The 23,513-nt window shown below is 39.6% G+C and carries 26 protein-coding genes and 1 pseudogene; 3 read left to right on the top strand and 24 right to left on the bottom strand.

Features of this window, described 5'->3' with window-relative positions; translation table 11 throughout:
- Positions 1-178: 178 nt before the first annotated feature.
- Complete coding sequence (coaD, locus tag B4F91_RS01980; RefSeq protein ID WP_004588523.1) at positions 179-670, top strand: pantetheine-phosphate adenylyltransferase; 492 nt, start codon at positions 179-181, stop codon at positions 668-670.
- Positions 671-712: 42 nt separating this feature from the next.
- Here coaD and B4F91_RS01985 read toward each other — a convergent pair whose 3' ends face one another.
- The 15 genes from B4F91_RS01985 to argC all read right to left on the bottom strand — a co-directional run bounded on the left by B4F91_RS01985 (position 713) and on the right by argC (position 12,063).
- A complete protein-coding gene (locus B4F91_RS01985; RefSeq protein WP_096042133.1) occupies positions 713-1,255 on the bottom strand; it encodes a hypothetical protein in 543 nt (180 codons plus the stop codon).
- Positions 1,255-1,767: a hypothetical protein gene (locus tag B4F91_RS01990; protein ID WP_096042134.1), complete on the bottom strand. Its 513-nt coding sequence runs from the start codon at positions 1,765-1,767 to the stop codon at positions 1,255-1,257. Before B4F91_RS01990 ends, B4F91_RS01985 begins: the two co-directional genes overlap by 1 nt.
- On the bottom strand, positions 1,760-2,269 hold the full coding sequence (locus B4F91_RS01995; protein WP_096042135.1) for a hypothetical protein: 510 nt from the start codon (positions 2,267-2,269) through the stop codon (positions 1,760-1,762). The genes B4F91_RS01990 and B4F91_RS01995 overlap by 8 nt, the downstream gene beginning before the upstream one ends.
- An 88-nt stretch (positions 2,270-2,357) precedes the next feature.
- Positions 2,358-2,876, bottom strand: a complete 519-nt coding sequence (locus tag B4F91_RS02000) for a hypothetical protein (protein WP_096042136.1) — start codon at positions 2,874-2,876, stop codon at positions 2,358-2,360.
- Positions 2,869-3,381 (bottom strand): hypothetical protein, encoded by a 513-nt coding sequence (locus B4F91_RS02005; RefSeq protein ID WP_174694613.1) that lies wholly within the window; start codon positions 3,379-3,381, stop codon positions 2,869-2,871. The genes B4F91_RS02000 and B4F91_RS02005 overlap by 8 nt, the downstream gene beginning before the upstream one ends.
- A complete protein-coding gene (locus tag B4F91_RS02010; RefSeq protein WP_096042138.1) occupies positions 3,381-3,824 on the bottom strand; it encodes a hypothetical protein in 444 nt (147 codons plus the stop codon). The genes B4F91_RS02005 and B4F91_RS02010 overlap by 1 nt, the downstream gene beginning before the upstream one ends.
- A 204-nt stretch (positions 3,825-4,028) precedes the next feature.
- On the bottom strand, positions 4,029-4,460 hold the full coding sequence (locus B4F91_RS02015; protein ID WP_096042579.1) for a hypothetical protein: 432 nt from the start codon (positions 4,458-4,460) through the stop codon (positions 4,029-4,031).
- 230 nt (positions 4,461-4,690) lie between these two features.
- The gene (locus B4F91_RS02020; RefSeq protein WP_096042139.1) at positions 4,691-5,161 is read right to left on the bottom strand and encodes a hypothetical protein; all 471 of its coding nucleotides are present in this window, start codon (positions 5,159-5,161) and stop codon (positions 4,691-4,693) included.
- 5 nt (positions 5,162-5,166) lie between these two features.
- On the bottom strand, positions 5,167-5,700 hold the full coding sequence (locus B4F91_RS02025; protein WP_029773587.1) for a hypothetical protein: 534 nt from the start codon (positions 5,698-5,700) through the stop codon (positions 5,167-5,169).
- 16 nt (positions 5,701-5,716) lie between these two features.
- Entirely contained in the window at positions 5,717-5,914 is a 198-nt protein-coding gene (locus B4F91_RS02030; protein ID WP_096042140.1) for a hypothetical protein, read from the bottom strand.
- A gap of 315 nt (positions 5,915-6,229) precedes the next feature.
- Positions 6,230-8,095, bottom strand: a complete 1,866-nt coding sequence (argH, locus tag B4F91_RS02035; RefSeq protein WP_096042141.1) for an argininosuccinate lyase — start codon at positions 8,093-8,095, stop codon at positions 6,230-6,232.
- Positions 8,096-8,146: 51 nt separating this feature from the next.
- Positions 8,147-9,349 (bottom strand): argininosuccinate synthase, encoded by a 1,203-nt coding sequence (locus B4F91_RS02040; protein WP_004588532.1) that lies wholly within the window; start codon positions 9,347-9,349, stop codon positions 8,147-8,149.
- The gene (locus B4F91_RS02045; protein ID WP_288635349.1) at positions 9,346-10,278 is read right to left on the bottom strand and encodes an ornithine carbamoyltransferase; all 933 of its coding nucleotides are present in this window, start codon (positions 10,276-10,278) and stop codon (positions 9,346-9,348) included. The genes B4F91_RS02040 and B4F91_RS02045 overlap by 4 nt, the downstream gene beginning before the upstream one ends.
- Before the next feature lie 7 nt (positions 10,279-10,285).
- Entirely contained in the window at positions 10,286-11,053 is a 768-nt protein-coding gene (gene argB, locus B4F91_RS02050) for an acetylglutamate kinase (RefSeq protein WP_286938754.1), read from the bottom strand.
- Positions 11,053-12,063: an N-acetyl-gamma-glutamyl-phosphate reductase gene (argC, locus tag B4F91_RS02055; RefSeq protein WP_286938753.1), complete on the bottom strand. Its 1,011-nt coding sequence runs from the start codon at positions 12,061-12,063 to the stop codon at positions 11,053-11,055. The genes argB and argC overlap by 1 nt, the downstream gene beginning before the upstream one ends.
- A 218-nt stretch (positions 12,064-12,281) precedes the next feature.
- Here argC and argE point away from each other — a divergent pair, with 218 nt between their 5' ends.
- Positions 12,282-13,433, top strand: a complete 1,152-nt coding sequence (gene argE / locus B4F91_RS02060; RefSeq protein ID WP_286938752.1) for an acetylornithine deacetylase — start codon at positions 12,282-12,284, stop codon at positions 13,431-13,433.
- Between the two features lie 80 nt (positions 13,434-13,513).
- On the opposite strand, the gene panP is transcribed toward argE, so the two are convergent.
- Positions 13,514-15,142, bottom strand: coding sequence for a pyridoxal-dependent aspartate 1-decarboxylase PanP (gene panP, locus B4F91_RS02065; RefSeq protein ID WP_004588537.1), 1,629 nt, complete (start codon positions 15,140-15,142; stop codon positions 13,514-13,516).
- A gap of 276 nt (positions 15,143-15,418) precedes the next feature.
- On the opposite strand from panP, the pseudogene B4F91_RS02070 reads away from it, so the two are divergent.
- Positions 15,419-17,299 (top strand): annotated as a pseudogene (locus tag B4F91_RS02070) (EAL domain-containing protein).
- On the opposite strand, the gene trmB reads toward B4F91_RS02070, so the two are convergent.
- The 8 genes from trmB to folB all read right to left on the bottom strand — a co-directional run bounded on the left by trmB (position 17,296) and on the right by folB (position 23,456).
- Complete coding sequence (trmB, locus tag B4F91_RS02075; protein WP_054983169.1) at positions 17,296-17,961, bottom strand: tRNA (guanine(46)-N(7))-methyltransferase TrmB; 666 nt, start codon at positions 17,959-17,961, stop codon at positions 17,296-17,298. The pseudogene B4F91_RS02070 and the gene trmB overlap by 4 nt on opposite strands.
- Positions 17,961-18,728: an ABC transporter permease gene (locus tag B4F91_RS02080; RefSeq protein ID WP_004588540.1), complete on the bottom strand. Its 768-nt coding sequence runs from the start codon at positions 18,726-18,728 to the stop codon at positions 17,961-17,963. The genes trmB and B4F91_RS02080 overlap by 1 nt, the downstream gene beginning before the upstream one ends.
- Positions 18,729-19,658: an ABC transporter ATP-binding protein gene (locus B4F91_RS02085; RefSeq protein ID WP_004588541.1), complete on the bottom strand. Its 930-nt coding sequence runs from the start codon at positions 19,656-19,658 to the stop codon at positions 18,729-18,731.
- Positions 19,658-20,278, bottom strand: coding sequence for a flavin prenyltransferase UbiX (locus tag B4F91_RS02090; protein WP_286937607.1), 621 nt, complete (start codon positions 20,276-20,278; stop codon positions 19,658-19,660). Before B4F91_RS02090 ends, B4F91_RS02085 begins: the two co-directional genes overlap by 1 nt.
- A 1-nt stretch (position 20,279) precedes the next feature.
- A complete protein-coding gene (gene mpl, locus B4F91_RS02095; RefSeq protein WP_288635350.1) occupies positions 20,280-21,635 on the bottom strand; it encodes a UDP-N-acetylmuramate:L-alanyl-gamma-D-glutamyl-meso-diaminopimelate ligase in 1,356 nt (451 codons plus the stop codon).
- Between the two features lie 175 nt (positions 21,636-21,810).
- Positions 21,811-22,611, bottom strand: coding sequence for an undecaprenyl-diphosphate phosphatase (locus B4F91_RS02100; RefSeq protein WP_004588544.1), 801 nt, complete (start codon positions 22,609-22,611; stop codon positions 21,811-21,813).
- On the bottom strand, positions 22,608-23,096 hold the full coding sequence (folK, locus tag B4F91_RS02105; protein ID WP_004588545.1) for a 2-amino-4-hydroxy-6-hydroxymethyldihydropteridine diphosphokinase: 489 nt from the start codon (positions 23,094-23,096) through the stop codon (positions 22,608-22,610). The genes B4F91_RS02100 and folK overlap by 4 nt, the downstream gene beginning before the upstream one ends.
- Positions 23,097-23,456 (bottom strand): dihydroneopterin aldolase, encoded by a 360-nt coding sequence (folB, locus tag B4F91_RS02110; RefSeq protein ID WP_004588546.1) that lies wholly within the window; start codon positions 23,454-23,456, stop codon positions 23,097-23,099.
- Positions 23,457-23,513 lie beyond the last annotated feature (57 nt).

A 23,513-nucleotide genomic window follows, 5' to 3' on the forward strand; every position in this document is an offset into this window, starting at 1 on the left:
GTAGTGCTGTTAGCTAACGCAAAGCCTAAGCAGCGTAATTACACTTTAAAAAATGGTAACTCATTTAAAGCACTTTTACTGATTAAATATCAAACATAAAAGCTCAACCTGATCTCCTAGGCTGATTTGTAGAACAAACACTGATAGACTACTTAAAAAATAATAGTTAGTGAAATCTATGAACGTTACGGCAATCTATCCTGGTACATTCGACCCGTTAACCAACGGCCACACCGACCTAATTCAGCGCGCAGCTAAAATGTTTAGCACGGTTATTGTTGCTATTGCTCATAACCCTTCTAAAAAGCCGTGCTTTAGCCTCGATGAGCGAGTTGATTTAGCCAACACTATTTTAGGGCATTTGAGTAATGTAAAAGTGATTGGCTTTTCAGGCTTACTAGCCGATTTGGCTTTTGATCATAAAGCTGATGTGCTTATTCGCGGTATTAGAGCGGTATCTGATTTTGATTACGAATTTCAGCTCGCAAATATGAACCGCCGCCTAAATCCAGATTTAGAAAGCGTGTTTTTAACACCTTCTGAGCGCAACTCGTTTATATCATCAACCTTGGTAAAAGAAGTTGCGCGCCATAATGGCGATGTGAGCGAATTTGTAAGCCCACTTGTAGTGGATGCTTTAAAACAAAAGTTAGGCTGCGACGCAAGCTAAAAAAAACACAATTAGCGCACTTTGGTGCGCTAATATACCTAACTACTTTTTAGCCATAACTTGTAATTCATTGCGGTTAAATAAAGCGCGTTTAAGCTTTACCAAGCCTAAAATATCTTTGTTTATAATTAATACTATTGCCATTATTAAGTCACTCGAAAACTGGCCAACCCCGTAGACCCCCCATAACCACCAATAGTCATAACTAACCAACACCACATAATCGTAATGCATAGCCATGTGTAATGTTGCATTAAACGTTAAACCACAAAGAAGATAATAATAGGCTGTGGCGTTAGCATGTTTATAATTATAGGAGAGGCAAGCAAGCGTGAAAATGGTAAGTAAATCTGCAATTACTAAATCTAAATATATTGAGCCTGTAAGGATAAATGATGCTTTGAACATAAATAGGCTGAGCGTATAAGAGAGCATTATCACCAAAGAAATGTACATAATATGCTTATTGCGGCAGTTTATTGTACAAGCAAAATTATAAAGAAATGGAACTACAAAAGCCCATGTAATAAAAATACTTAGGTAGTCATTTACTGTGCTCAATGCCATAAATACATGTTGGAGCATTAATAAGCACCCATTTTTTTAACGAGATATTTTTTGACTTTTATTAACCCTAAAATATCTTTATTTATAAATAAAACCAATGCCATTACTAAGTCACTTGTAAGCTGCCCAATACCATAAAGCCCCCAAAACCACCAATACTCTATATTCCCAACAACGATACTATCGTAATGCATACCGTAAAATACAAACGCATTAAAACTAAGCCCCACGATTAAATAATAAAAAGCGATCGGTTTAGCTTTCGATAAAAAAATCATCCATATCATCAAAGCGATTATGGTAACTGCATCAAATAAAAACAGTTTTAAGTGAGGTGTGGCTGTTTGCGGGTCCATAACCATACTTGATGTATATGAAGCCATCATAATAAATGATATTTGGGCTAAACTTTTATCTGACTTATTTATGCTTGTAGATAAGCAATATAAAAATGCAAAAACAAACAGCCATGTAATTAAAATGGTTATGTAATCATAAAGATCAGCCATCGCCCATAACAGGTTATGCATATCGGAAACGCTTCAACTTTGTAGTTAAATAATTACTTAGCTTTACTAAACCTAAAATATCTTTATTTAAAAGGCTTACTGTAATCATTAGTAAATCGCTAAAATTAACACCTACAAAGTAAATATCCCAAAACCACCAGTACTCATAGTGATGCATAATATCGTTGTCTATGTACATCGCAAAAAATAAAGAAGTATTAATACTTAACCCAATAAGTAAATAAATGTACAAGGTGCAACTTTTTATAAAAAAACCACATAAAGCAATTGAGGCTAGTGTTGCAGTATCAAATAAGAAAAAGTCAAAGTAGGTTATCGAGTCCATATCAATAAATAAGCTAGATGAATATGAAAGTGCCATGATTGATGTTAACCAAACTTTGCTCTTATCAGCGTTATTTATTGAGCTGACCAGTGAGTACAAAAAAGCCATTAAAAAGCCCCACTGTACAAATGCACCTATATAGAAGGTTATATTGGTATTTAATATTAAATCAATCATGAAACCTTAACGCCTGAAAAGTAAAAATTGTACCGCTATCTACACTTTTGAGGCGTAGCAAATACCATAAAACAATAATTAAATTAACTCACTCCTTCAGCCTTTCTATAAATAATCTCAAATATCTCCTAAGCCGAAGTAAACCTAAAATATCTCTGTTTATAATTAGTACAATTGCCATTGTGAAATCGCTAAAATACATCCCAAAAATATATACCGCCCAAAACCACCAATAGTAAAGTGTACCTTGTATAACAATGTCGTAATGCATACCTAAAAATAAACAGGCATTAAAGCTCAGCCCTACAATTAAATAATAAAAGGGCGTAGGTATAGTTTGTTTGGTGAAATTACGCCACAGAAGTAAAACCAAGATAGTTACAGCATCATAATAAAAATAATTTAAGTGCGGTGTTTCTATAATTGGATCCATAAACAAACTAGCTATGTAGGATACCATCATAATAAATGAAAGTTGTGCCCTGCTCTTATCTGGCTTATTAATACTTGCCGATAAGTTATACAAAAAGGCAATAAGAAAAAACCACGTAAACAAAATACCTACGTTGTATCCTAAATCGACCAGTCCCCAAAGAACATCAGCCACTTTGCTTCAATCTCATAACACCGTTCACCAACTTATCAGTAGCATGCACTAACATTAAAAAATCCTTTTTAACGAAAAAAATACTAACCATGATGATATCCATCATATTAATAACAACTGTATAAACAGACCAAAACCACCACGGTTCGTAATTACCACGTACAAACACATCTATGTGCATAGCTAAAAATAATAACGAATTGATGCTCAAGCCAAATAATAAGTAAGTAGATATGCGCTTTTCAGGTAGGAAATACCGCAGAAATAAAATAAAAAATAAAGTGCCTACATCATAGCAAAACAGTTCTATGTAACTAATGTTGTAAATATCTATAACTGTACTTAAGCAGTAAGAAACTACCATAACTAAAGATAGCCATAATGCCTGTTTTGATGGATTGTTAATGCTAGTTGTTAGTGAATATAAAAAGGCCATTAAAAACCCCCACTGCACTAACGCACCGATATAAACTGACACTTCAGGAGGGATTAGAACATTATTCACTATTGCGGTTTCTTAGCAAATAACGAGTAAATAAGGTTTTTTAAATAAATAATTTTTAAAAAATCTCTATTGATAAACAGCACTAAAATCATACTCAGATCAGAAATCGCCACCACTGATGAATACAACCCCCAAAACCACCAATAGGTGTAATTATGTAAAATATAAGAGTCTAAATACATACCTAGAGCAAAGCACATGTTGATACTCAGCCCAAGCATAAGATACATAAATGCAACCGTTTTCTCTTTAATATAAAAGTATTGAGCAATAATTAAAACCACAATGGTGATAGCATCTAAAATAGCGAGATCAAGGTAAGTAATGGTTTGGTAATTGAACAAAACACCTGGAAAATACGAAATAGCCATAATCGATGAAAGTATAACTAACGCTTTAAAGCGTGAATTGATAGATGAGACTAAAGAATATAAAAATGCCATGAGGAACCCCCATTGCAATACCACACCGATTATATGGGCAATTCTCACATCTAATAAAAAAGAGATGATATCCATCTTAAAAGTAAACGCTAATAATAAGCACCTCAAAAATAATAAACAACACCATTAACTGAGCACCTAGCTTAGTATTTTACTTATCCAAACTATAACTTTCATCGCCATAAACGTATCGATACTTCGTCTTTAAAATGCTAGCTGCAAAAGCCACCTTTTAAGCTTAATTAAGCCTAAAAAGTCTCTATTGATAATTAGTACGGCGATCATACACAAATCAGAAAGCATAACAGCCGATGAATAAAAGCGCCAAAACCACCAGTAGGTGTAATTATATAGAATATTGGTATCTAGATACATGCATAGGGCTAAAAAGGTGTTAACGCTAAGGCCGATGATTAAGTAGACATAAGCTGTCGTTTTCTCTTTAATAAAATAACGCTGAGTTACATACACAGCAACTAAAATAGCGATATCTAAAAGGGCAAAATCTAAATAAGTAACCGTTTGAAAGTTTGTAAATATCCAAGGCAAATAACCTATCGCCATAATACTCGAAAGTACAACAAAGCCTTTAAAGGGGTTATTTATTGAAGATACTAATGAGTATAAAAAGGCCATGAGAAACCCCCACTGCACAATAGCGCTTAATATATAAGCGAAATCGAAGTTAGAGATTACATCAATAATAGCCATGTTGTTTGAAACACTATGTAGTTAGGCAAAAAATAAGTAATTTTAACATAATTCATCTGACCCTCGTCAGTACCACAGCCCTCGCCTGGCAACTAAAACTCAATAAATAGCCCCACAAATGCAGCAAACCTCACGTTATTAAAGTTCATCCACACTTATAACTTTTCAATAAGCCGATTACTCTTTAGCTGGTTAACCACTAGTGAAAGCATCATTAAAACATCAATTACGTTTACGCCGATAGAATAAACACTCCAATACCACCATGGCTCAAAGTTATATAGAACATATAAGTCATAATACAAAAGCAATGTAAGTACGGCATTAGCAGTTAAAGCCAGAACGAGGAACAGGAAAGCTTTGTTACGTTTAAAAACATTGAAGTACTGCAAAGAGAGCAACGCTACAATTGTAATAAAATCGAAGAACGCCCAATTAAGATATAGGTTATCTAACAATTTTATATAGCTGCCAAAAATATATGAGCAGAGCATTAGCGCAGATAGGTAAACTGGTGACTTATTTTCTTTGTTTATGCTGGAGACTAGACAGTAGAGGAAGGCCATTAAAAAGCCCCATTGGGAGAAAGCCGCTACATAATCCATTAGGGCTTCAGATAAATACATTTAATCTAGGTCGTGGGCTGAGGCTTTGTCGATTTAAACAAACCACATAGCTTACTTTTTAATTTGTGTAGGCCTAAAAAGTCTCTATCTACAATCAAAGAAACAGCCATCAATAAATCGATAGTAATCACCGAGAAAGTATAAAAATCCCAAAAAAACCATGGTTCACTATTACGTAAAATAAAGGTGTCTAGTTGCATACATAAAGCTAAACTAAGATTCGTAGACAATCCAAAAATTAAATAAAGCAATGAACTAGAGCTTGTTTTAATAAAATGTTTCGCTATGAAAAGTGCAGCTATAGTGCAACCATCGTATATTGCTAAATCTAAATAAGTTAATTCATAAATAGACAACCAATCTAAAAAGTACTCATACGATGAGTATGAAATAAACATGATTAATGAACTGAGTAAAAGGGTAGTATTTCTCTTATTACCAATAGAATAAACAAAAACGTTAAACAAAAAGGCCATCATAAAAGCCCACATTGTAAAAGCTGACAAAGAAAAATGACCAAAAAACTCAGTTAAAAACATCAAGAACCTTTAGTTATTATTTTGGTTTAGGAGCACCTGGTAAAATTGAAGCTTGTCGTTCAGTTCCCATACTAGCTGCCATCGCCTCTTGAGAGAAGCTTACTGTATCAGATTGTAGGGTTTTAGGGCTAGCAATTTGTTCCGCTGCAGGCTGTAATTGTTGTGTTTTATTGTATGCTTGCATTTGTAATTGGCTATTAGCTGAAACTTGCATGTGATTGATCCTTGTATAAGTTTTAATATTATTTGGCGCAACTTTTAATCACACCATCATATAGGTAATTGCATTACCTGTTTTAAGCAGTGATAGCTATTTTGCTATCTGACTTATACAAAGCAACCAGCGTGCCAAGATTTTTTGACATACCCATAATACATGCTAACAAGGTATTATATTCACACTAAGCCTTAAGTTAACCCTTATAGCTAAAGTGAAAACTCGCACACCACCCCAAACTCATCTGACCAGCTTATTATACACATAAAAAAACGCACAGGGGTAACCGTACGTTTTTTATATCCAGGGAATTTAAGCCACGTATTTACACGGGATCTCCGCACGTGTACTTGGCTTTAAAATATATTCCATTGCTACTTCGTCACAGTTTTCTTTACGAAGGCAAAGTTCGCAATCTTTCATTACCTTCTCTGGTAACGATTCTTTACTACAAAAAGTAAAACGTTGCTGTTCAAAAAAATCCGGCACACGGGTTAGTACAATAACGCGATTAAGCGCCAATTTTTTGGCTTTTGCTAATAACTGCTCTACAAGCTGCCTACCCTGCCCAGTTACCGCGCTTTGTGGATCAATGCCTAAAGAGCGTATTTCAGCAAGCCCCGTATCGTAAATGTATAACGATGCACATCCCGACACTTTGCCGTCTATTTCCGTTACTGCAAATTCGTTAATTGAATGCACCATGTCGCTTTTAGCACGCGGCAAGTTTTCACCTACAGTTGCCCAGTGCTGTATCAGCCTAGCAATATCTTCAACATCATCTAAATTTGCATCACGAACCGTTATTTGCTGTTTTTTTTTGGCTTCTTTAACCGCTTTGGTAACTTGTTCAATAGATGTACCGCCAAGCGCTTGACGTGCTTTAATACAGGCATCTATTTCAAGTACTGGGTAAACGTCATCTTCAAACACGTCATTAACTGATTTGTACTGCTCAAGCGAAAGCTCCTCTAAGGTTTTACCTTCGCTTATAGCAAGCTGCACAAGTACACCCACAATGTGGTGGCCTTCTCTAAATGGCACACCTTTAGCTACTAAGTAGTCTGCAAGCTCTGTCGCATTAGCATGGCCGCCTTTTGCTGCTGCAAGCGTTTTATCACCGTTTACCTTTACGCCTTTAATACACGCTTGCGCCATGTGAATACAGGCAAGCCAAGTTGGCATGGCGTCAAAAAGGCCTTCTTTGTCTTCTTGCATATCTTTATTGTACGCAAGAGGGAGTGCTTTTAAGGTCATCATCATGGCACTAAACGCGCCAAATACACGGCCCGTTTTACCACGAATAAGCTCTAGTGCATCAGGGTTCTTTTTCTGCGGCATTAGCGATGAGCCAGAGGTAACATTATCCGCAAGCTCTATAAATCCGGCTTCACCAGAATTATAAAATATTAGATCTTCAGCCATACGTGATAAGTGAATCATCGAAATAGAGGCACAGCTTAAAAGCTCTACTACAAAATCACGGTCAGATACGCCATCAAGGCTGTTTTTAGTTGCGCCAGTAAAGCCCAAGCCTTGCGCCAAAGCTTGGCGATCAATTGGGTAGGCAGTACCTGCTAGTGCGCCACTGCCTAGAGGGCAAAAATTAAAACGCGCTTTGGCATCTTGCAAGCGGCTTTCATCTCGCTCTAGCATTTCTACATAAGCCATACACCAATGACTAAATAACACAGGTTGAGCGCGTTGCAAGTGAGTGTAACCCGGCAAAATAGTGCCTAGTTCACGCTCTGCAAGGGCAACAAATTCAGCTTTTAATCCGGCAATAGCACCAAGCAAATGATCGGCAGTATCACGGCACCATAATCTAAAGTCAGTGGCTACTTGGTCATTACGGCTTCGGCCTGTGTGTAGCTTTTTAGCTAAATCACCTACTTTTTCGATTAGTGCAGCTTCTACGTGCGAGTGAATGTCTTCTGCACCTGAGGTTGCCACTGCTTGTGGATCTGCTTTTACTTCTTCAAGCAGTTCATTTAGTGCTGCAACCAATTTGGTGTGCTCATCGCTTGTAAGTACATTTACTTGCTCAAGCGCACCTGCCCATGCCACAGAGCCAATAATATCTTGCTCTGCTAACTGATAATCGAACGGAAGTGAGTCGTTAAATTGTTTAAACGCCTCATCTGGACCCGTAGAAAAACGTCCGCCCCATAATGCCATGAAATCTCTCCAAACCCTGTAATGCCCCTTATACAAGGGGCTATAAATAATTTACTTTTTAGCCATTGCTGAAATTCTGCTCGAAAGCGAGAATAAACGAATAAAGCCTTCAGCATGTGACTGGTCATATACGTCGTCTTCACCAAATGTAGCAAAGTCTTCGCTGTATAAGCTATTAGGTGATTTTTTCTGAACAGCTGTCACTTGGCCTTTGTAAAGCTTAAGTACAACTTCACCTGTAGCAAGTGTAGAAAGCGCTTCTGCACCGGCTAAAATAGAGTCTTTTAGTGGTGTAAACCAACGACCGTCATAGACTAAATGCGAAAATTCACCGCCCAGTACTTCTTTCCACTTACGGCTTGATTTATCAAGTACTAGCTCGTCAATAGCTTGCAGTGCCGCCATAATAACGGTACCGCCTGGTGTTTCGTAACAGCCGCGCGATTTCATGCCTACTAAACGGTTTTCTACAATATCTACACGGCCAACACCATGTGGCGCAGCAATGTCGTTTAATTTAACTAAACAGTCATAAGGTTTAAGCTGCTCGCCATTTACGGCAACCACTTCACCCTCAATAACCGTAAGCGTTACATGCTCAGCTTTATCGGGTGCTTGCTCTGGTGAATTAGTCCAGGTCCAAACTTGGTCACTAGGCTCACACCATGGATCTTCAAGCTCGCCGCCTTCGTGCGAAATATGCCATGCGTTAGCATCACGGCTGTAAATTTTTGTTGCTGAAGCAGAACACGGAATATCACGCTCAGCCAAGTAATCTAATAATGATTCACGGCTTGATAAATCCCACTCACGCCATGGTGCAATTACTTTTAAATCGGGTGCAAGCGCTGCAAAACATGATTCAAAACGTACTTGGTCATTACCTTTACCAGTACAACCATGCGAAAGTGCATCGGCACCTACTTTACGTGCAATTTCAACTTGCGCTTTAGCAATAATAGGACGCGCCATAGACGTACCTAATAAATAAGTACCTTCGTAAATAGAACCCGTTTTAAGCGTTGGGTAAATGTACTCACTTACCATTTCATCTTTTAAGTCAACTACGTAACACTCAGATGCGCCTGATGCGATGGCTTTTTCTTCAACGCCTTCAAGCTCTTCAGCGCCTTGGCCTACATCGGCAACAAAGGCAATTACTTCACAACCGTAGTTTTCTTTTAACCATGGCACGATAGCTGAAGTATCAAGACCACCTGAATAGGCTAAAACGACTTTTTTAATTGAACTCATAGGTGTTCCTTAACAAAATTTGGATTTAGTAATGTAACTAGCAGAGCATTTTGCGCATGCATGCGATTTTCTGCTTGTTGAATAATTTTTGATGCTGGGCCATCCATTACCTCAGAGGTAATTTCAAACTCACGGTGTGCCGGTTGGCAATGTAATACCGTAGTCGCACCTGTTTGTTCTAGCAATGCTTGGTTTAGCTGATAAGGCATGTATTTTTCTTTAACTTGCTCAAGAGGCGTATCATCGCCCATAGACACCCACGTATCTGCATATACAACATTAGCGCCTACAGCGGCTTCTACACGGTCGCTTACCATTACTGATGCGCCGTTCATTGCAGCAATTTGCTCAGCCTTTTTAAGAATTTGCGAATCAGGCGAGCTGCCTTTTGGTGTAACAGCAACAAAATCAGTTCCTAGCGTTGCCGCTAATAACATAAGTGAATGAGTAACGTTGTTACCTTCACCTAAGTAAGCCACTTTTAGCTCGCTTACATCGCCGTGTACTTCTTGTAGCGTTAAAAAATCAGCCAATGCCTGGCACGGGTGATATAAATCACACAAGCTATTCACTACAGGTACACTAGAGTATTCACCTAAGGTGGCTAAGGTGCTGTGCTGGTTTACGCGCGCTACAATTCCATCAGCCCACGTAGAAATATTAAGTGCAAAGTCTTTTACAGATTCACGTGCACCCATAGCGCCGTTTTGCTGATCTAAATACACAGCGTGGCCGCCTAAACGGTTAATACCAATATCAAACGATAAACGCGTACGTAAGCTTTGTTTTTCGAATAACGTAACAACAGACTTGCCCGCTAATACTTGGCTGTATTTCTCTGGATTTGCTTTTAAATCACGCGCTAATTTTAATAAATTAAGTGCGCCTTGTTGGTCTAATTCTAGACCCGTTAAAAAATTCTCTAACATGGTAACCCTATGGTGTAATCTTTGTTCCGACATGCTCGCCTTGTAGCAAAGCAGTTAAGTTTTCTGGCTTTTGCCAGCTGGAAATATACACACCGCGTCGTAAATGTTGGGCAGCGTGCAGGCTGGTCTTAACTTTGACCTCCATTCCGCCCAAAATTACCCCTTCATCAATTAAAGTATCAATGTGTTTTGTGTCAAGTTGATGTAACGGCTGCTTGTTTGCATCAAGTACCGCTTCTACATCTGTCATAAAAATAAGTTCTGCATTTAAGTTGCTAGCAATCGCTGCGGCAGCTTCATCAGCATTAACGTTATACCAGTTACCTTGCTCATCAAACCCAATAGAGCTCACGATAGGTAACCGACCAAGCTTAAGTAAATCGTTAACAATTGAATCATCATTACTTTCGCACTTACCTACTTGCCCAAGCGCTTTTAACTTTTGAGACGCCATAACTCCGGCTTCATACAAACAAAGGCCAACAGGTTTATGGCCTGCATTAATAGCTTGGCTTACCAGCTGCTTATTTGCACAGCCAGCCAGCGCCCCCACTATGTAAGGCATTTGCTCACTTGGGCTAATACGCAGTCCTTGGTGCTTTGCACTAGCAAAGCCTGCTTGTTTTAGCCAAGTGTCAACTAACGAGCCACCACCATGAACAATAACAAACTGATTATTTTGATCAGCGCTTAATACGTCAAACAAAGCTTTTGCCGCGTTTTCTGTATTAAGTACAGCACCACCTAATTTAATTACCCACGTTTTAGTGCTCATTAAAAGGCTCCTTTTAAGCCAGTGGTGTGATCTAAATTCATTGATAAGTTAATACATTGCAAGGCTTGGCCCGCAGCGCCTTTTAATAGATTATCTATCGCTGCCATAACAATCAGTTGAGTACCTTGCTGCTGCCAACCAATATCTACATACGGTTGTTTTACCACACTTTTAATAGATGGCACTTTATCAGCTAACAAACGAATCAACGGCTCGTTATTAAGTACTTGATAAGCATCAGATACGTTTTCCTTGGTAACGCCTGGCTTAAGCTGTACATAAATAGTTTCTAAAATTCCACGCGGAAAGTTACCTAAGTGCGGTGTAAATAACACCTTGTGGCCAAGGTGTTGTTCAATTTCAGGCCCATGACGATGGTTAAATAAACCATACGGGGCAAGCGATACTTCACAAAAGTGAGTACCTACGCTGGCTTTGCGCCCTGCGCCAGTAACACCTGAAACAGCATTAATAATCACTTTTTCATCACTCAACAAGCCTGCCTGTTGCAACGGCTTTAACGCATTAAGCGCAGCGGTTGGGTAACAGCCGGCTACTGCCACAAGATTTGCATTGGCAATTGCACTGCTATTCCACTCTGCTAACCCGTAGGCTGCTTCGTTTAATAACTCAGGATGTTGGTGCTCAAAACCATAGTAAGTAACATAATCGTCGTTGTTAGCAAGGCGGTAACCACCTGATAGGTCAAATACTTTTTTACCCATTGCTAAAAACTGCGGGGCTAAATCAACACTTACTTTGTGATCAGTACATAAGCAGATGTAATCGGCACTCGAATTAATGTCATCAAACGCTGATTCGCTCAGTGGTAATAGAGGAATATCAAGAAGATTTCTATGCTCTGGGTATAAATCACTTAATAATTTATGTTTATCTAAACTTCCCTCAGAGACATAACAGCCCGATAACGTTAAATTAGGGTGCTTAGCAACTAAGCTTGCTAATTCTGCGCCGCTATAACCGCTTGCGCCAATAATCGCTACATTCATTTTTTACTCGTTTATAAATTTACTACTAAATAGGTGTGGTGTTCGCTTACACTAGCTTAGATGCTAGCTAATACTTTTCTCAATGAATTGTTGATTATCGTCGCATTATCTTCATGGCTATACTTAATATATTTATGCTTAAAAAGTGAATTGATATTCATCATAAATACTTTTATATTGTTATGCAATTAAATTGAATAATTATTTTGGATTTTTTTATGTCTTTGCCGTCATTTCTCTCTATGTACCAACAACTCATTGCTGCCCCCTCTATTAGTGCAATAGAAGATGAGCTTTGTATGAGTAATAAAGGGGTAATAGAGTTGCTAGCACGTTGGTGCGAAAGTTTAGGTTTTACTTGCGAAATTATAGAGTTAGAAGGTGGAAAAGGCCGATACAACCTACTTGCTAAGCGGGGGGAAGGCGATGGCGGCTTAATGCTTGCAGGCCATACAGACACCGTACCGTTTGACGATAGCCGCTGGAACCACGACCCGTTTAAACTCACTGAACATAACAATAACTTATATGGGTTAGGTAGTATTGATATGAAAGGCTTTTTTGCTTTTGTATTACAAGCTATTAGTGAGCTTGATATAAAACAGCAAACACAACCTATTTTAATACTTGCCACTGCCGATGAAGAAACCACCATGGCGGGAGCGCAGCAAATTTGTAAGCATCCTAATTTAAAACCTGCGCGTTGTATTATTGGTGAACCTACTGATATGACTCCTGTATTTACTCACAAAGGACATATGAGCACGGCTATAAGAGTGATTGGCCGCTCAGGTCATAGTTCCGATCCCGAACGTGGTCTTAACGCCATCGAAGTCATGCATAAAGTGATTACAAAGTTGCTGATCTTAAAAGAGCAGTTAAAGAATAAATATTCAGTTGAACATTTTGAAATACCTTACCCTACCTTAAATTTAGGTAATATTCATGGTGGCGACAACGCAAATCGAATTTGTGGCTGCTGCGAAATGCATATAGACATGCGCCCGCTCCCAGGGTTAAGCATTAAAGACTTACAAGCCTTACTTATTGATGCCACCAGCGATATAAACGCGCAATACCCAAGCGCAGTGAGCGTAATTGATTTACACGAGCCCATTCCAGCTTTTAGTGGCAGCACTGATAGCGCACTCGTTAAAATGGCAGAAAAAATTGCAGGGGAAAAAGCCGTTGCAGTAAATTATTGCACAGAGGCTCCGTTTATTCAGCAACTTGGCTGTGAAACAATAGTCATGGGGCCTGGCTCAATTAATCAAGCCCACCAACCTGATGAATTTTTAGCAATGGAGAAAATAAACCCATCGCAAAAAATTATAACTGACATTATTAGGGCAAACTGCTTTAACGCTTAAAAAGAAGACTGTATTAAAAACTCACAGCAAAAATAACAAAGGCGCCCATTGGCGCCTTTGTTTTAGCTTATACCTAGGCGTTACTGCATATACTTACTTAAGTACTTTTTAAATACAGGGTCTGTTTTAGCAAGCTCTTTTTGCTCAGCTAAAATCTCTTTTAATATAACACCCGATGTTAGCGGATTAGCCAATACCACTCTAAATACCACTGTTGGCTGATTATCGTACTTTGAGGGTGTTAAGCGAGTACGCGATACAAACGAACGACCCGATTCACGCTGGCGTTTTTGCATACTAGCAGTAAAACGATTGAGCGACGCGAAAATTTCTAACCGTGTTGCGGCATCCGCTTGAGCTATGGCTTGTTTAATTTGTTTAGGCACATAGCGGTATGTAAGCAAACACAGCTCAGGCTCTGAAATCAGCTCAAAGTCTTCATCGGCTTTAATTAAATCAGCAAAGTAATGTGCTTTTTTGATACTACGATCAATAAGCATTTCATAGCCTTTGCGGCCAATAACGCGTAAGCAAGCATGTACTAACATAGCCATACCTGGGCGGCTGCCTTCAAGTGTATGGCTTCCTAAATCTTTTGAACCTTTACGTAATATGTACTCTGCATGGTGCTCTATTGCATCCGTAGCAGTTGGGTCTTTAAATAACACCAAGCCTGCGCCCATTGGCACATACATTTGTTTGTGTGCATCAATAGTAATTGAATCTGCGCGCTCAATTCCTTTTAATAATGGGCGATGCGTTTGCGATAAAAGCGTTGCCCCACCCCACGCTGCATCAACGTGAAAATGGCAGTTTATTTGCTGAGCTAAATCGGCCATATCATCAAGAGGGTCGATATTACCGGTCTCGGTTGTACCAGCAACCCCTACAATTGCCATAACTTTTATGCCTTGCGATTCAAGCTCTAAGGCTTTTTCGCGCATGGCATTCACATCAACCTTGTTATTTTCGCAGGTTTTTACACCAATTAAATTTTCACGGCCGATGCCTAGTAAGTCAATTGATTTACCTAAAGAGTAATGCCCTCGCTCCGACACTAAAACGGCCAGCCCTTTGTAGCCATAATGCAGCATACCGGCAACGAGCCCTTGAGCGGCAATGCCTTTAAAGCTGCCGTCGGGTTTTAATAAGCGGTTACGCGCAATCCACAGTGCCGTTATGTTTGCAACTGTACCACCGGAACAAAAAGCACCGAGTGATGTTTTAGCACTGTGCATCCATTTAGAATAAAACGACTCATCTTGCGAGTAAGCTAAATGATGCATCATGCCTAGCACTTGGCGCTCTAGGGGCGTAAATGCTTTTGAGGTTTCTATTTTTACTAGGTTTTGATTAAGCCCCACCATCAATTTTGAAAGCGGTAGTAAAAAATGCGGAAGAGCCGATGTCATATGCCCAATAAAGCTAGGCGCAGCCGTGTGTACCGAATGGGCAACTAGCTGCTCCATAATATCTTGGGCGTAAGCAGATACAAACGTTGGGTTTTCTGGGATCACCGCAGCCTGAAAATCTTTTTCAATTTCGTGTAATGGTTTTTCAATTGCCGCTATATTTTCGTTTAAAAACCCTGCTAAATTACTCGAAATTTCAAGCTCAATTTTGCTTAAAGTTGAGTCTGGCGCTTCAGGTACAGTAAATATACGCTTAAGGCTTTCTTTAGAGGCGACGGCACAACGCTTTTGATCCATCTTTATACCTAGTGTGTGTGTAGCTAAAACACGCGTTTAACAGTTAAAAATGCCAAACTATGGCGCTATTATAAGCAGCGTGCTTCTTTTAAAAATTGCGCTAACTTTACTGCAATATAAGTAAAATGTCTCCCTTTAAGCCATAAAAGCGACTAAACGGATGACAAATATTGTAAAAAAATTTCAATAATAGGATTTTATTAAAAAGTCACATTTTAGTTTTGGGCAAATTGCATTTATGCGTATACTTAATATGTGTAACAATAAGGGACAAGTATGCTCACAGGGAAATTAAAAGGGAAGTGGTTTATAGCTGGCTTTACATTGTTTTTGGTCAGTTTATTAGTCTATGTTTATTACACCTATAGCTCAGCGCGTAGCGAAATAATGCACGCTGTCGATGAGCGCCTTCTAAATGCCGCCACCAGCGTAAAACATATTTTAGGGCAAAGTTACCACGATAGAATTAGCCAAGGTTACGATATTGGTTTTTCGGTTTACCAAACTAAAAGCAAACAACTCTCAGAGCTTGCGTAAGCGCTTGATATAGCTTACGTTTATTCGATGATCATGCGCGATAACAAAGTTTACTTTACCTCATCCAGCTACACTAAAGACGATCAAGAAAACGCACGTGTTACGCAATTTCTTGATTTATACCCAGAGGCCACCGACATTAACAGGGGCGCGTTTTATTCTACCGAGCCTGTTTTTGAACAATCTAGCGACCAATGGGGTGATTTTAAAACTGTTTTTATTCCCTTTGTAGATAAATATGGTACTACCTACATTACGGGTGCCGACATAACCTTAGATGATTTAAATAAAAAGCTTCAATACAGCGTCACTAAAGCCATAATAACGGCGTGTTTTTTCTTTTTTATTGCGGTACTGGTTGCAGCTATTTATATATATTTGTTAAAGCGCACCCTAGCAACAGATGCCAGTACGGGCTTTGCCAATCATATTGCGCTTGAGTACTTTATCAAAAAGAGTAATTCACACCACATGCAGCTTGCCATTATTTGGGTGAACGAAATTGAAGATATTAATAGCTTTTATGGCACTCAAGTTGGCGACAACGTAATGAAAAACTTGCTCAGCCATTATCAAAGCCGCAGCCCGCAAAGCTGTAAGGTGTATCGCCTTGCTACCAATAAAATTGCCGTGCTTACCCCTAAAAGCTTTAAAAGCAGCGAACTGAGCGATTTAGTTGAGTCGTATAACGCAAACAGCCCGGTATTAACAAACCCATTTATTTATATAACTTACTGCGCAGGTATCGCCAGTTGTAATAAATCACTACTGATTGAAAACGCGCACATTGCAACGCTTCAGGCTAAACACGGCCGCGGTAAGGTTGTTAGCTACTCAAAAGTAATGAGCGATGTAAAAAACCAGTATCAATACAATGTAAGCCTTGCCAAAGAGGTTCAAGAAGCATTTGATAACAACCGCATAGTGCCTTATTTTCAAGCTATGTTTAACACCACCAATAATGAAGTTGTACATTACGAATGCTTAGCCAGAATGGTGACTAAAAATGGCGAAATTTTAAAACCCGACTCATTTTTAAATGTAGTGAGCCGCTCAAGAATGGGCGGACTACTAACGCGCACGCTATTTAGCCAATGTATAGAGCGGTTTAGAAAAACGGATATTTGCTGGAGCTTAAATATCAGCGATAAAGATATACTCGACCCTAGTTTGAGTGAATACATTGCTAACGAGCTCAAGCGCTACCCGCACCCAGAAAACATAACGCTTGGCCTTTTAGAGTCACACGCTATTACTAATTTTTTAGAGGTTAAAACGTTTATTTCTATGGTAAAAACCAAAGGGGTGAATGTCATTATTACTGGTTTTGGTAGTGGTTATTCAAATATTTCGAATGCGCTAAAGCTTGAAGTAAACGGTATAAAACTCGACGGCGCATTAGTAAAACAAGCAGTAAGTGATGAAAATATAGCCTTATTTATTGAGCATACAGTTCATGCTGCAAAGCAACTTGGTTTAACGCTCATGGCAGAGTCGGTAGAAAATGTAAGTATTGAAAATGCGCTTAAAAATGTAGATGTGGCGCTGATGCAAGGCAATTACTTTGCTTACCCAGCACCACATGTTAACTCATCAAGCCAAGAGGAAGTGGCCGTTTAAAGGTCTATCACTAAACGATGGCTTTGTTGGCCGCTGGCCCAGTATTTACGCTCAAACGGAGTAATCGCTTCGTTTGACTCATACAGCGTCACCTCACACGGGTGTCCCGTTAGCTCAAGCGCTCTGGCAAACTCTTTTACATAAATATCCCAATTACTGCGCACCTCTAAGCGACCGCCTAGCTTAACAATAAACGGAAAAATAGCCGCGCCGTGCCACCTACGTTGGATATGCTTAGATTTAGGCCATGGGTTAGGATAAAGCAAATAATGATGAGTAGGCTGCCAATTAGCAGCCACAGCTAAACGCCAAAAGTCGTTTAAGTCAGCTTGTACCAAAATGTACTGGCCGCTGTCTGTTTGTTTATATTCAACATCGTGCTTATCTAAGCGATGTGACGATTTATCAATACCAATAATTAATGCATCTGGGTGACGCTTAGCTAAATTAGCCGAGCTCTCCCCTACCCCACAACATGAGTCTATAATAAGCGGTCCATTAAAAGCTTGAACCTGCTCATTGACTTCATCAAACGCTTGTTGAGTGTGCTCAGCAATAGGCTTTTTAAACTCTGCGTTTAAATGCTTGTTAACGATTTCATCAAGCTTTTCGTGTATACCCGCCTGATTAGATACAATACTGCGTGAATTTGCATCGCTCATTAATGTCTAAGCCCCACACCTTTTTTAATTAACGTTAGCGCTAAAGTAAATAGCACCGTAATAAATACTAATATAACGCCAAGCGCGACACTTAAATCAACATCCGACACGCCTAAAAAGCCATAACGAAACGCATTAACCATATAAATAATTGGGTTTATTTGCGATACATTTTGCCAAAACTCTGGCAGTAGCGTAATTGAATAAAATACGCCTCCTAAGTATGTTAGTGGCGTTAAAATAAAGGTTGGGATAATACTAATATCGTCAAAACTATTGGCGTAAATAGCGTTAATTAAACCACCTAGTGCAAACACCGCTGAGGTTAAAATTACCGTCGCCATAATTACAAATATATTGTGTATTTGAATATCCACAAACAACAGCGATACACAGGTAACAATAAAGCCCACCATCATGCCGCGGGTCATACCGCCGCCCATATAACCAAGTACAATTATGTAATTAGGCACAGGCGCAACCAATAGCTCTTCAATGCTTTTTTGAAACTTGGTTGAATAAAAACTAGAAGCAACATTAGAATATGAGTTGGTAATAACCGACATCATTATTAGCCCCGGAACAATAAATTCCATGTAGCTAAAACCACCCATTTCACCAATACGTGAGCCAATTAAATTACCAAAAATAACAAAGTATAAACTCATCGTAATCGCCGGCGGTACTAAGGTTTGCACCCAAATACGTAAAAAACGAATACACTCTTTAATCCATAAACTCTTTAAGGCTACGCCATATTTAAACATTTATTCGCCCCGCCCTTGCTCTAGTAATCCTACAAATAACTCTTCTAATCTGTTTGCTTTATTACGCATACTCAAAACAGTGTTACCTTGCTCGGTTAGCGCGCTGAAAACTGCATTTAACCCTTGAGATTTAGCCACTTCAACTTCTATGGTGTGCTCATCAGGCATGCTAAACGAGTACCCCTCAAGGGTAACTGGCTGTGCTGGCTGTTTTAAATCGAGCACAAAGGTTTCTTTATCAAGCTTAGCTAGTAACGCTTTTATAGTGGTGTTTTCAACAATACGTCCAGTATCAATAATGGCGATGTTTTTACATAAAAGCTCAGCTTCTTCAAGGTAATGCGTGGTTAAAATAATCGTTACGCCTTGCTCATTAATTTGGCGTAAAAAATCCCACATTGAGCGGCGCAGCTCTATATCAACCCCTGCAGTGGGTTCATCTAATATTAGTAGCTTTGGCTCATGCATTAATGCGCGGGCAATCATTAAACGGCGTTTCATACCCCCAGAAAGCGTACGTGCTTGCTTGTCTTTTTTTTCTAATAAGCCAAGCTGAGTTAAATATTTATCGGCACGCTTATGCGCTTCTGCGCGGGTAACACCGTAGTAGCCTGCTTGATTTACCAATATTTGGCCAAGCGTTTCAAACTGACTAAAGTTAAACTCTTGTGGCACAAGGCCTAAATGCGCTTTAGCAGCTTCAAGGTCAGTATCGATGTTGTGACCAAACACTTCCACCTTACCTTGTGTTTTATTTACCAAGGACGATATAACACCAATAGTGGTCGACTTACCGGCGCCATTTGGGCCAAGTAAGGCAAAAAAGTCGCCTTCAAAAACTTGTAAATCAACACCTTTCACGGCCTCTACACCGTTTTTATAAACCTTGGTCAGGCCTTCTATATTTAAAGCAACATTTTGCTTATTCATTATTTACCCTCACCATAACCCCAACGTTTAGTTAGGTTATGTTCAATGTTTAGATGATCTAAAATTCGCGCCACCATAAAATCAACTAAGTCTTCAATACGTTGTGGCTTGTGATAAAAACCAGGCGCAGCGGGCATAATAGTGACCCCTAAACGCGCAAGCTTTAACATATTCTCAAGGTGAATTTCGCTAAAGGGCGTTTCGCGTGGCACTAAAATTAATTGCCCTCGCTCTTTAATAACCACATCGGCTGCACGCTCGAGTAGGTTATCTGATGCTCCGAGCGCAATAGCAGACACAGACCCTGCACTGCACGGGCATACTACCATTTTTTTAGGCGCCGCAGAGCCTGAAGCTACAGGGCTAAACCAGTTATCTTTACCAAATACTTTTAACTGCTCTGGCTTGGCATTAAATAAAGCGCTTAACTGCTCGGTTGCTTTATCTTCATTAGCTGAGAGTTTAATGTTTGACTCTGTATCAAGCACCACGCGCGCAGCACTTGATATAAGTACATACACTTGAAATTGCTGCGCGAGTAATGCTTCAAGCAATCTTAAACCGTAAGGCGCGCCTGAAGCACCACTCAACGCCAGTGTAATTTTATCTTTAAACTGCACATTATTCTCCGCTGTATTTTTTAGCTAAACCATCAACTAAGTGTTGATGTAAGCCATTAAAACCGCCATTGCTCATAATTAATATGTGCTGATTTGGCATGATATTTTCAAGCACAGTGTCAATAATCATTTGCGTACTATTAAAACACTGCATACCGGCATTATCGGCTTGCGATTTAAGAGACCAATTTAGGTTATCGGGCTCAAATAACAGCACGTCATCGGCATCACTTAACGAAGCAAGTAGCGTATGTTGATGTACACCCATCTTCATGGTGTTTGAGCGAGGCTCTAAAATAGCAATAATTTTTTCATCACTCACTTTTGCACGTAACCCCGCAAGCGTGGTTTTAATGGCTGTTGGGTGGTGCGCAAAATCGTCGTACACTTTAATGTTATTTATGTCGGCTTTAAGCTCCATACGCCGTTTAGGGCTAATAAACTCTTCAAGCGCTGCAATGCTATGCTCAACGGCTATACCTACGTGGCGCGCTGCCGCGATAGCCATAATCGCATTTTTAACATTATGCTCGCCTATTGCTTGCCAATTAACCGTACCTTGAAGCTCATTGTTTAAAAGCACATTAAATTGACTGCCATCAGCGCTTAACAAGTCATAGTGCCAATCACCATTTAGGGTTTCACTTTCGCTCCAGAGCCCTTGCTTAATAACATCATCAAGTGCGACATCGTCTTTTGGCCAAATTACCTTGCCAGTATGAGGTAATGTACGCATTAAGTGATGAAATTGTTTTTTTATTGCGTTTAGATCGTCAAAAATATCGGCGTGGTCAAACTCAAGGTTATTTAAAATGAGCGTACGTGGTAAGTAATGCACAAACTTGCTGCGCTTATCAAAAAAAGCGGTATCGTATTCATCCGCTTCTATTACAAAAAACGGGGTTTCGCCCACTTTCGCTGACACACCAAAGTTTTGAACTATGCCACCAATTAAAAACCCGGGTTTTAAACCTGCATACTCTAAAATCCACGCCAGCATACTTGCTGTGGTGGTTTTGCCATGCGTGCCTGCCACCGCAAGCACCCAAGCATTTTGCAATAGGTTATGTTTAAGCCACTCTGGCCCCGATGTATACGGCAAGCCCTTATCTAACACATACTCTACACAGGGGTTACCTCGGCTCATGGCATTACCAATAACCACCATATCTGGCTTTGGCTCTAACTGTTTTACGTCGTAACCTTGGGTTAGCTCAATGCCCAGCTGCTCAAGTTGAGTGCTCATCGGCGGGTAAACATTTTGATCAGAGCCCGTCACTTTATGGCCAAGCGATTTAGCAATGGCCGCTATACCGCCCATAAAGGTGCCGCAAATGCCTAATATATGAATATGCATAACTTTTTAAATCCTTTCGTACTTCGCACGTCTGTGAAGTTTAATGGCGCTATAATGCCAAATTTTAGGCTTCGTGACTATGCGCGTATCGTCAATTCACTGATGCTAAAACAGCGTTAATAAAATAAAAAAGCCCTCTTACCTAAGTAAGAGGGCTTGCTGGTAATAAGCTAAATTACAGCGTTAAAAATACAATTAAGCCAACGCCAAGTAAAAGTCTGTAAATTACAAACGGCAGCATGCCCATTCGTTCTATCACTTTTAAAAACATGAAAATACAGGCGTACGCCGATAAAAACGAAAGGACTACACCTAAAATTAATGTGCTCCAATCAACCACATGATCGCCTAAAGCCAGCTCTATCGTGTAGTAAAGGCCCATCATAGAAATAATAGGTATAGCGAGTAAAAACGAAAAACGCGCTGCGCTTTGTTTGTTCATGCCCAGCAATAAACCTGCTGTCATGGTAATGCCAGAGCGAGAGGTACCTGGGATCATAGCCACCGCTTGAGCAAAGCCAATAAGCAGCGCTGTTTTCCAGTTAAGCTGATAAATTGTTTTCATTTGCTTACCTTTGGCATCGGCGTACCAAAGTAATAAACCAAAAATAATAGTCGTAGCTGCTATAACCCAGGCACTGCGCAGGTACAGCTCAACAACGTCTTTTAGCAATAAGCCTAATAACGCAGCAGGTACAGTGCCCAATATAATCCACCAGCCAAGTTTACTGTCGTCGGTGGTGCCTTGGGCGCCAAACGATTTAAACCAGGCGCTAAGAATATCAGCCACTTCTTTACGAAAATAAATAACAACCGCTATTAACGTACCAACATGCACAGCCACATCAAAAGCAAGGCCTTGGTCTTCCCATCCCAAAATTTGCGAAGGTAAAATTAAGTGAGCTGAGCTCGAAATAGGTAAAAACTCAGTAAATCCTTGTATCAGGGCTAAAATAATTATTTCTAAAATACTCATGGGTTAGAAAACTCCACCTTCCATAGTTTTTGTTGAGGGTTGTTATACGCACTCCATAGCGCAGCAATGGTTTGCTTAGCAACGGGGTGATAAAAATTGGGCGCGACTTCACAAAGAGGCTGAAGTACAAAAGCGTTTTTGGTAATTTCATCGCGAGGTAATTGTGCAGGCGAATCGCAAACAACGTCATCGTAAAAGAGCAGATCTAAATCTAATGTACGGGGGCTAAATTTTTTATCATCCGCTTTACGCCCGTTATCTCGCTCTATTTGTTTTAATAACTTACATACACGCTCAAGCGGCATTGATGTGGTAGCAGCCACCACCGAGTTATAAAAGTTATTACCTTTAAACCCTACTGCTTCACTTTCAAAAACAGATGAATGCACAATATCTGTAAAGTGTTGCTCAAGTGCATCAAGCGCACAGCGAATATAATGCGCTTTATTTATATTTGAGCCTAAGCTGATATAAATTTGCGCCATTTAGCTCATAGCCTTTGTGCGTGTAATTTCTACACCTACGGTGTTTGCTTGCGCTACAGCGGCCGGTTTGCTCACTCTAATTGTTACTTGTGGTGTATTAAATTCGGTTAATATAATAGTTGCTAGTTGCTCTACTAAGGTTTCAAGTAACTCAACCGGCTTAGCCGTAGTGTGCTCAATCACTCGCTCGCTTACTTTTGCATAATCGAGTGCTAAATTAATGTCATCATTTGCTGCTGCAGGCTTTATATCGCTGAGCATTTCAATATCAAAATAAAGGCTTTGTTTACTTTCTTTTTCAAAGTCGTACACTCCGATAATTGTGTCGACGTGTAGTTGAGATATAAAAACCTTATCCATTGATACTCCAAATAACTATAAACACTCTCTAAGCATACAATGCATTGATAAAATTAA

Origin of the sequence: Pseudoalteromonas sp. UBA6610 (assembly GCF_002433295.1) — a bacterium.
Taxonomy (GTDB): domain Bacteria; phylum Pseudomonadota; class Gammaproteobacteria; order Enterobacterales; family Alteromonadaceae; genus Pseudoalteromonas; species Pseudoalteromonas atlantica.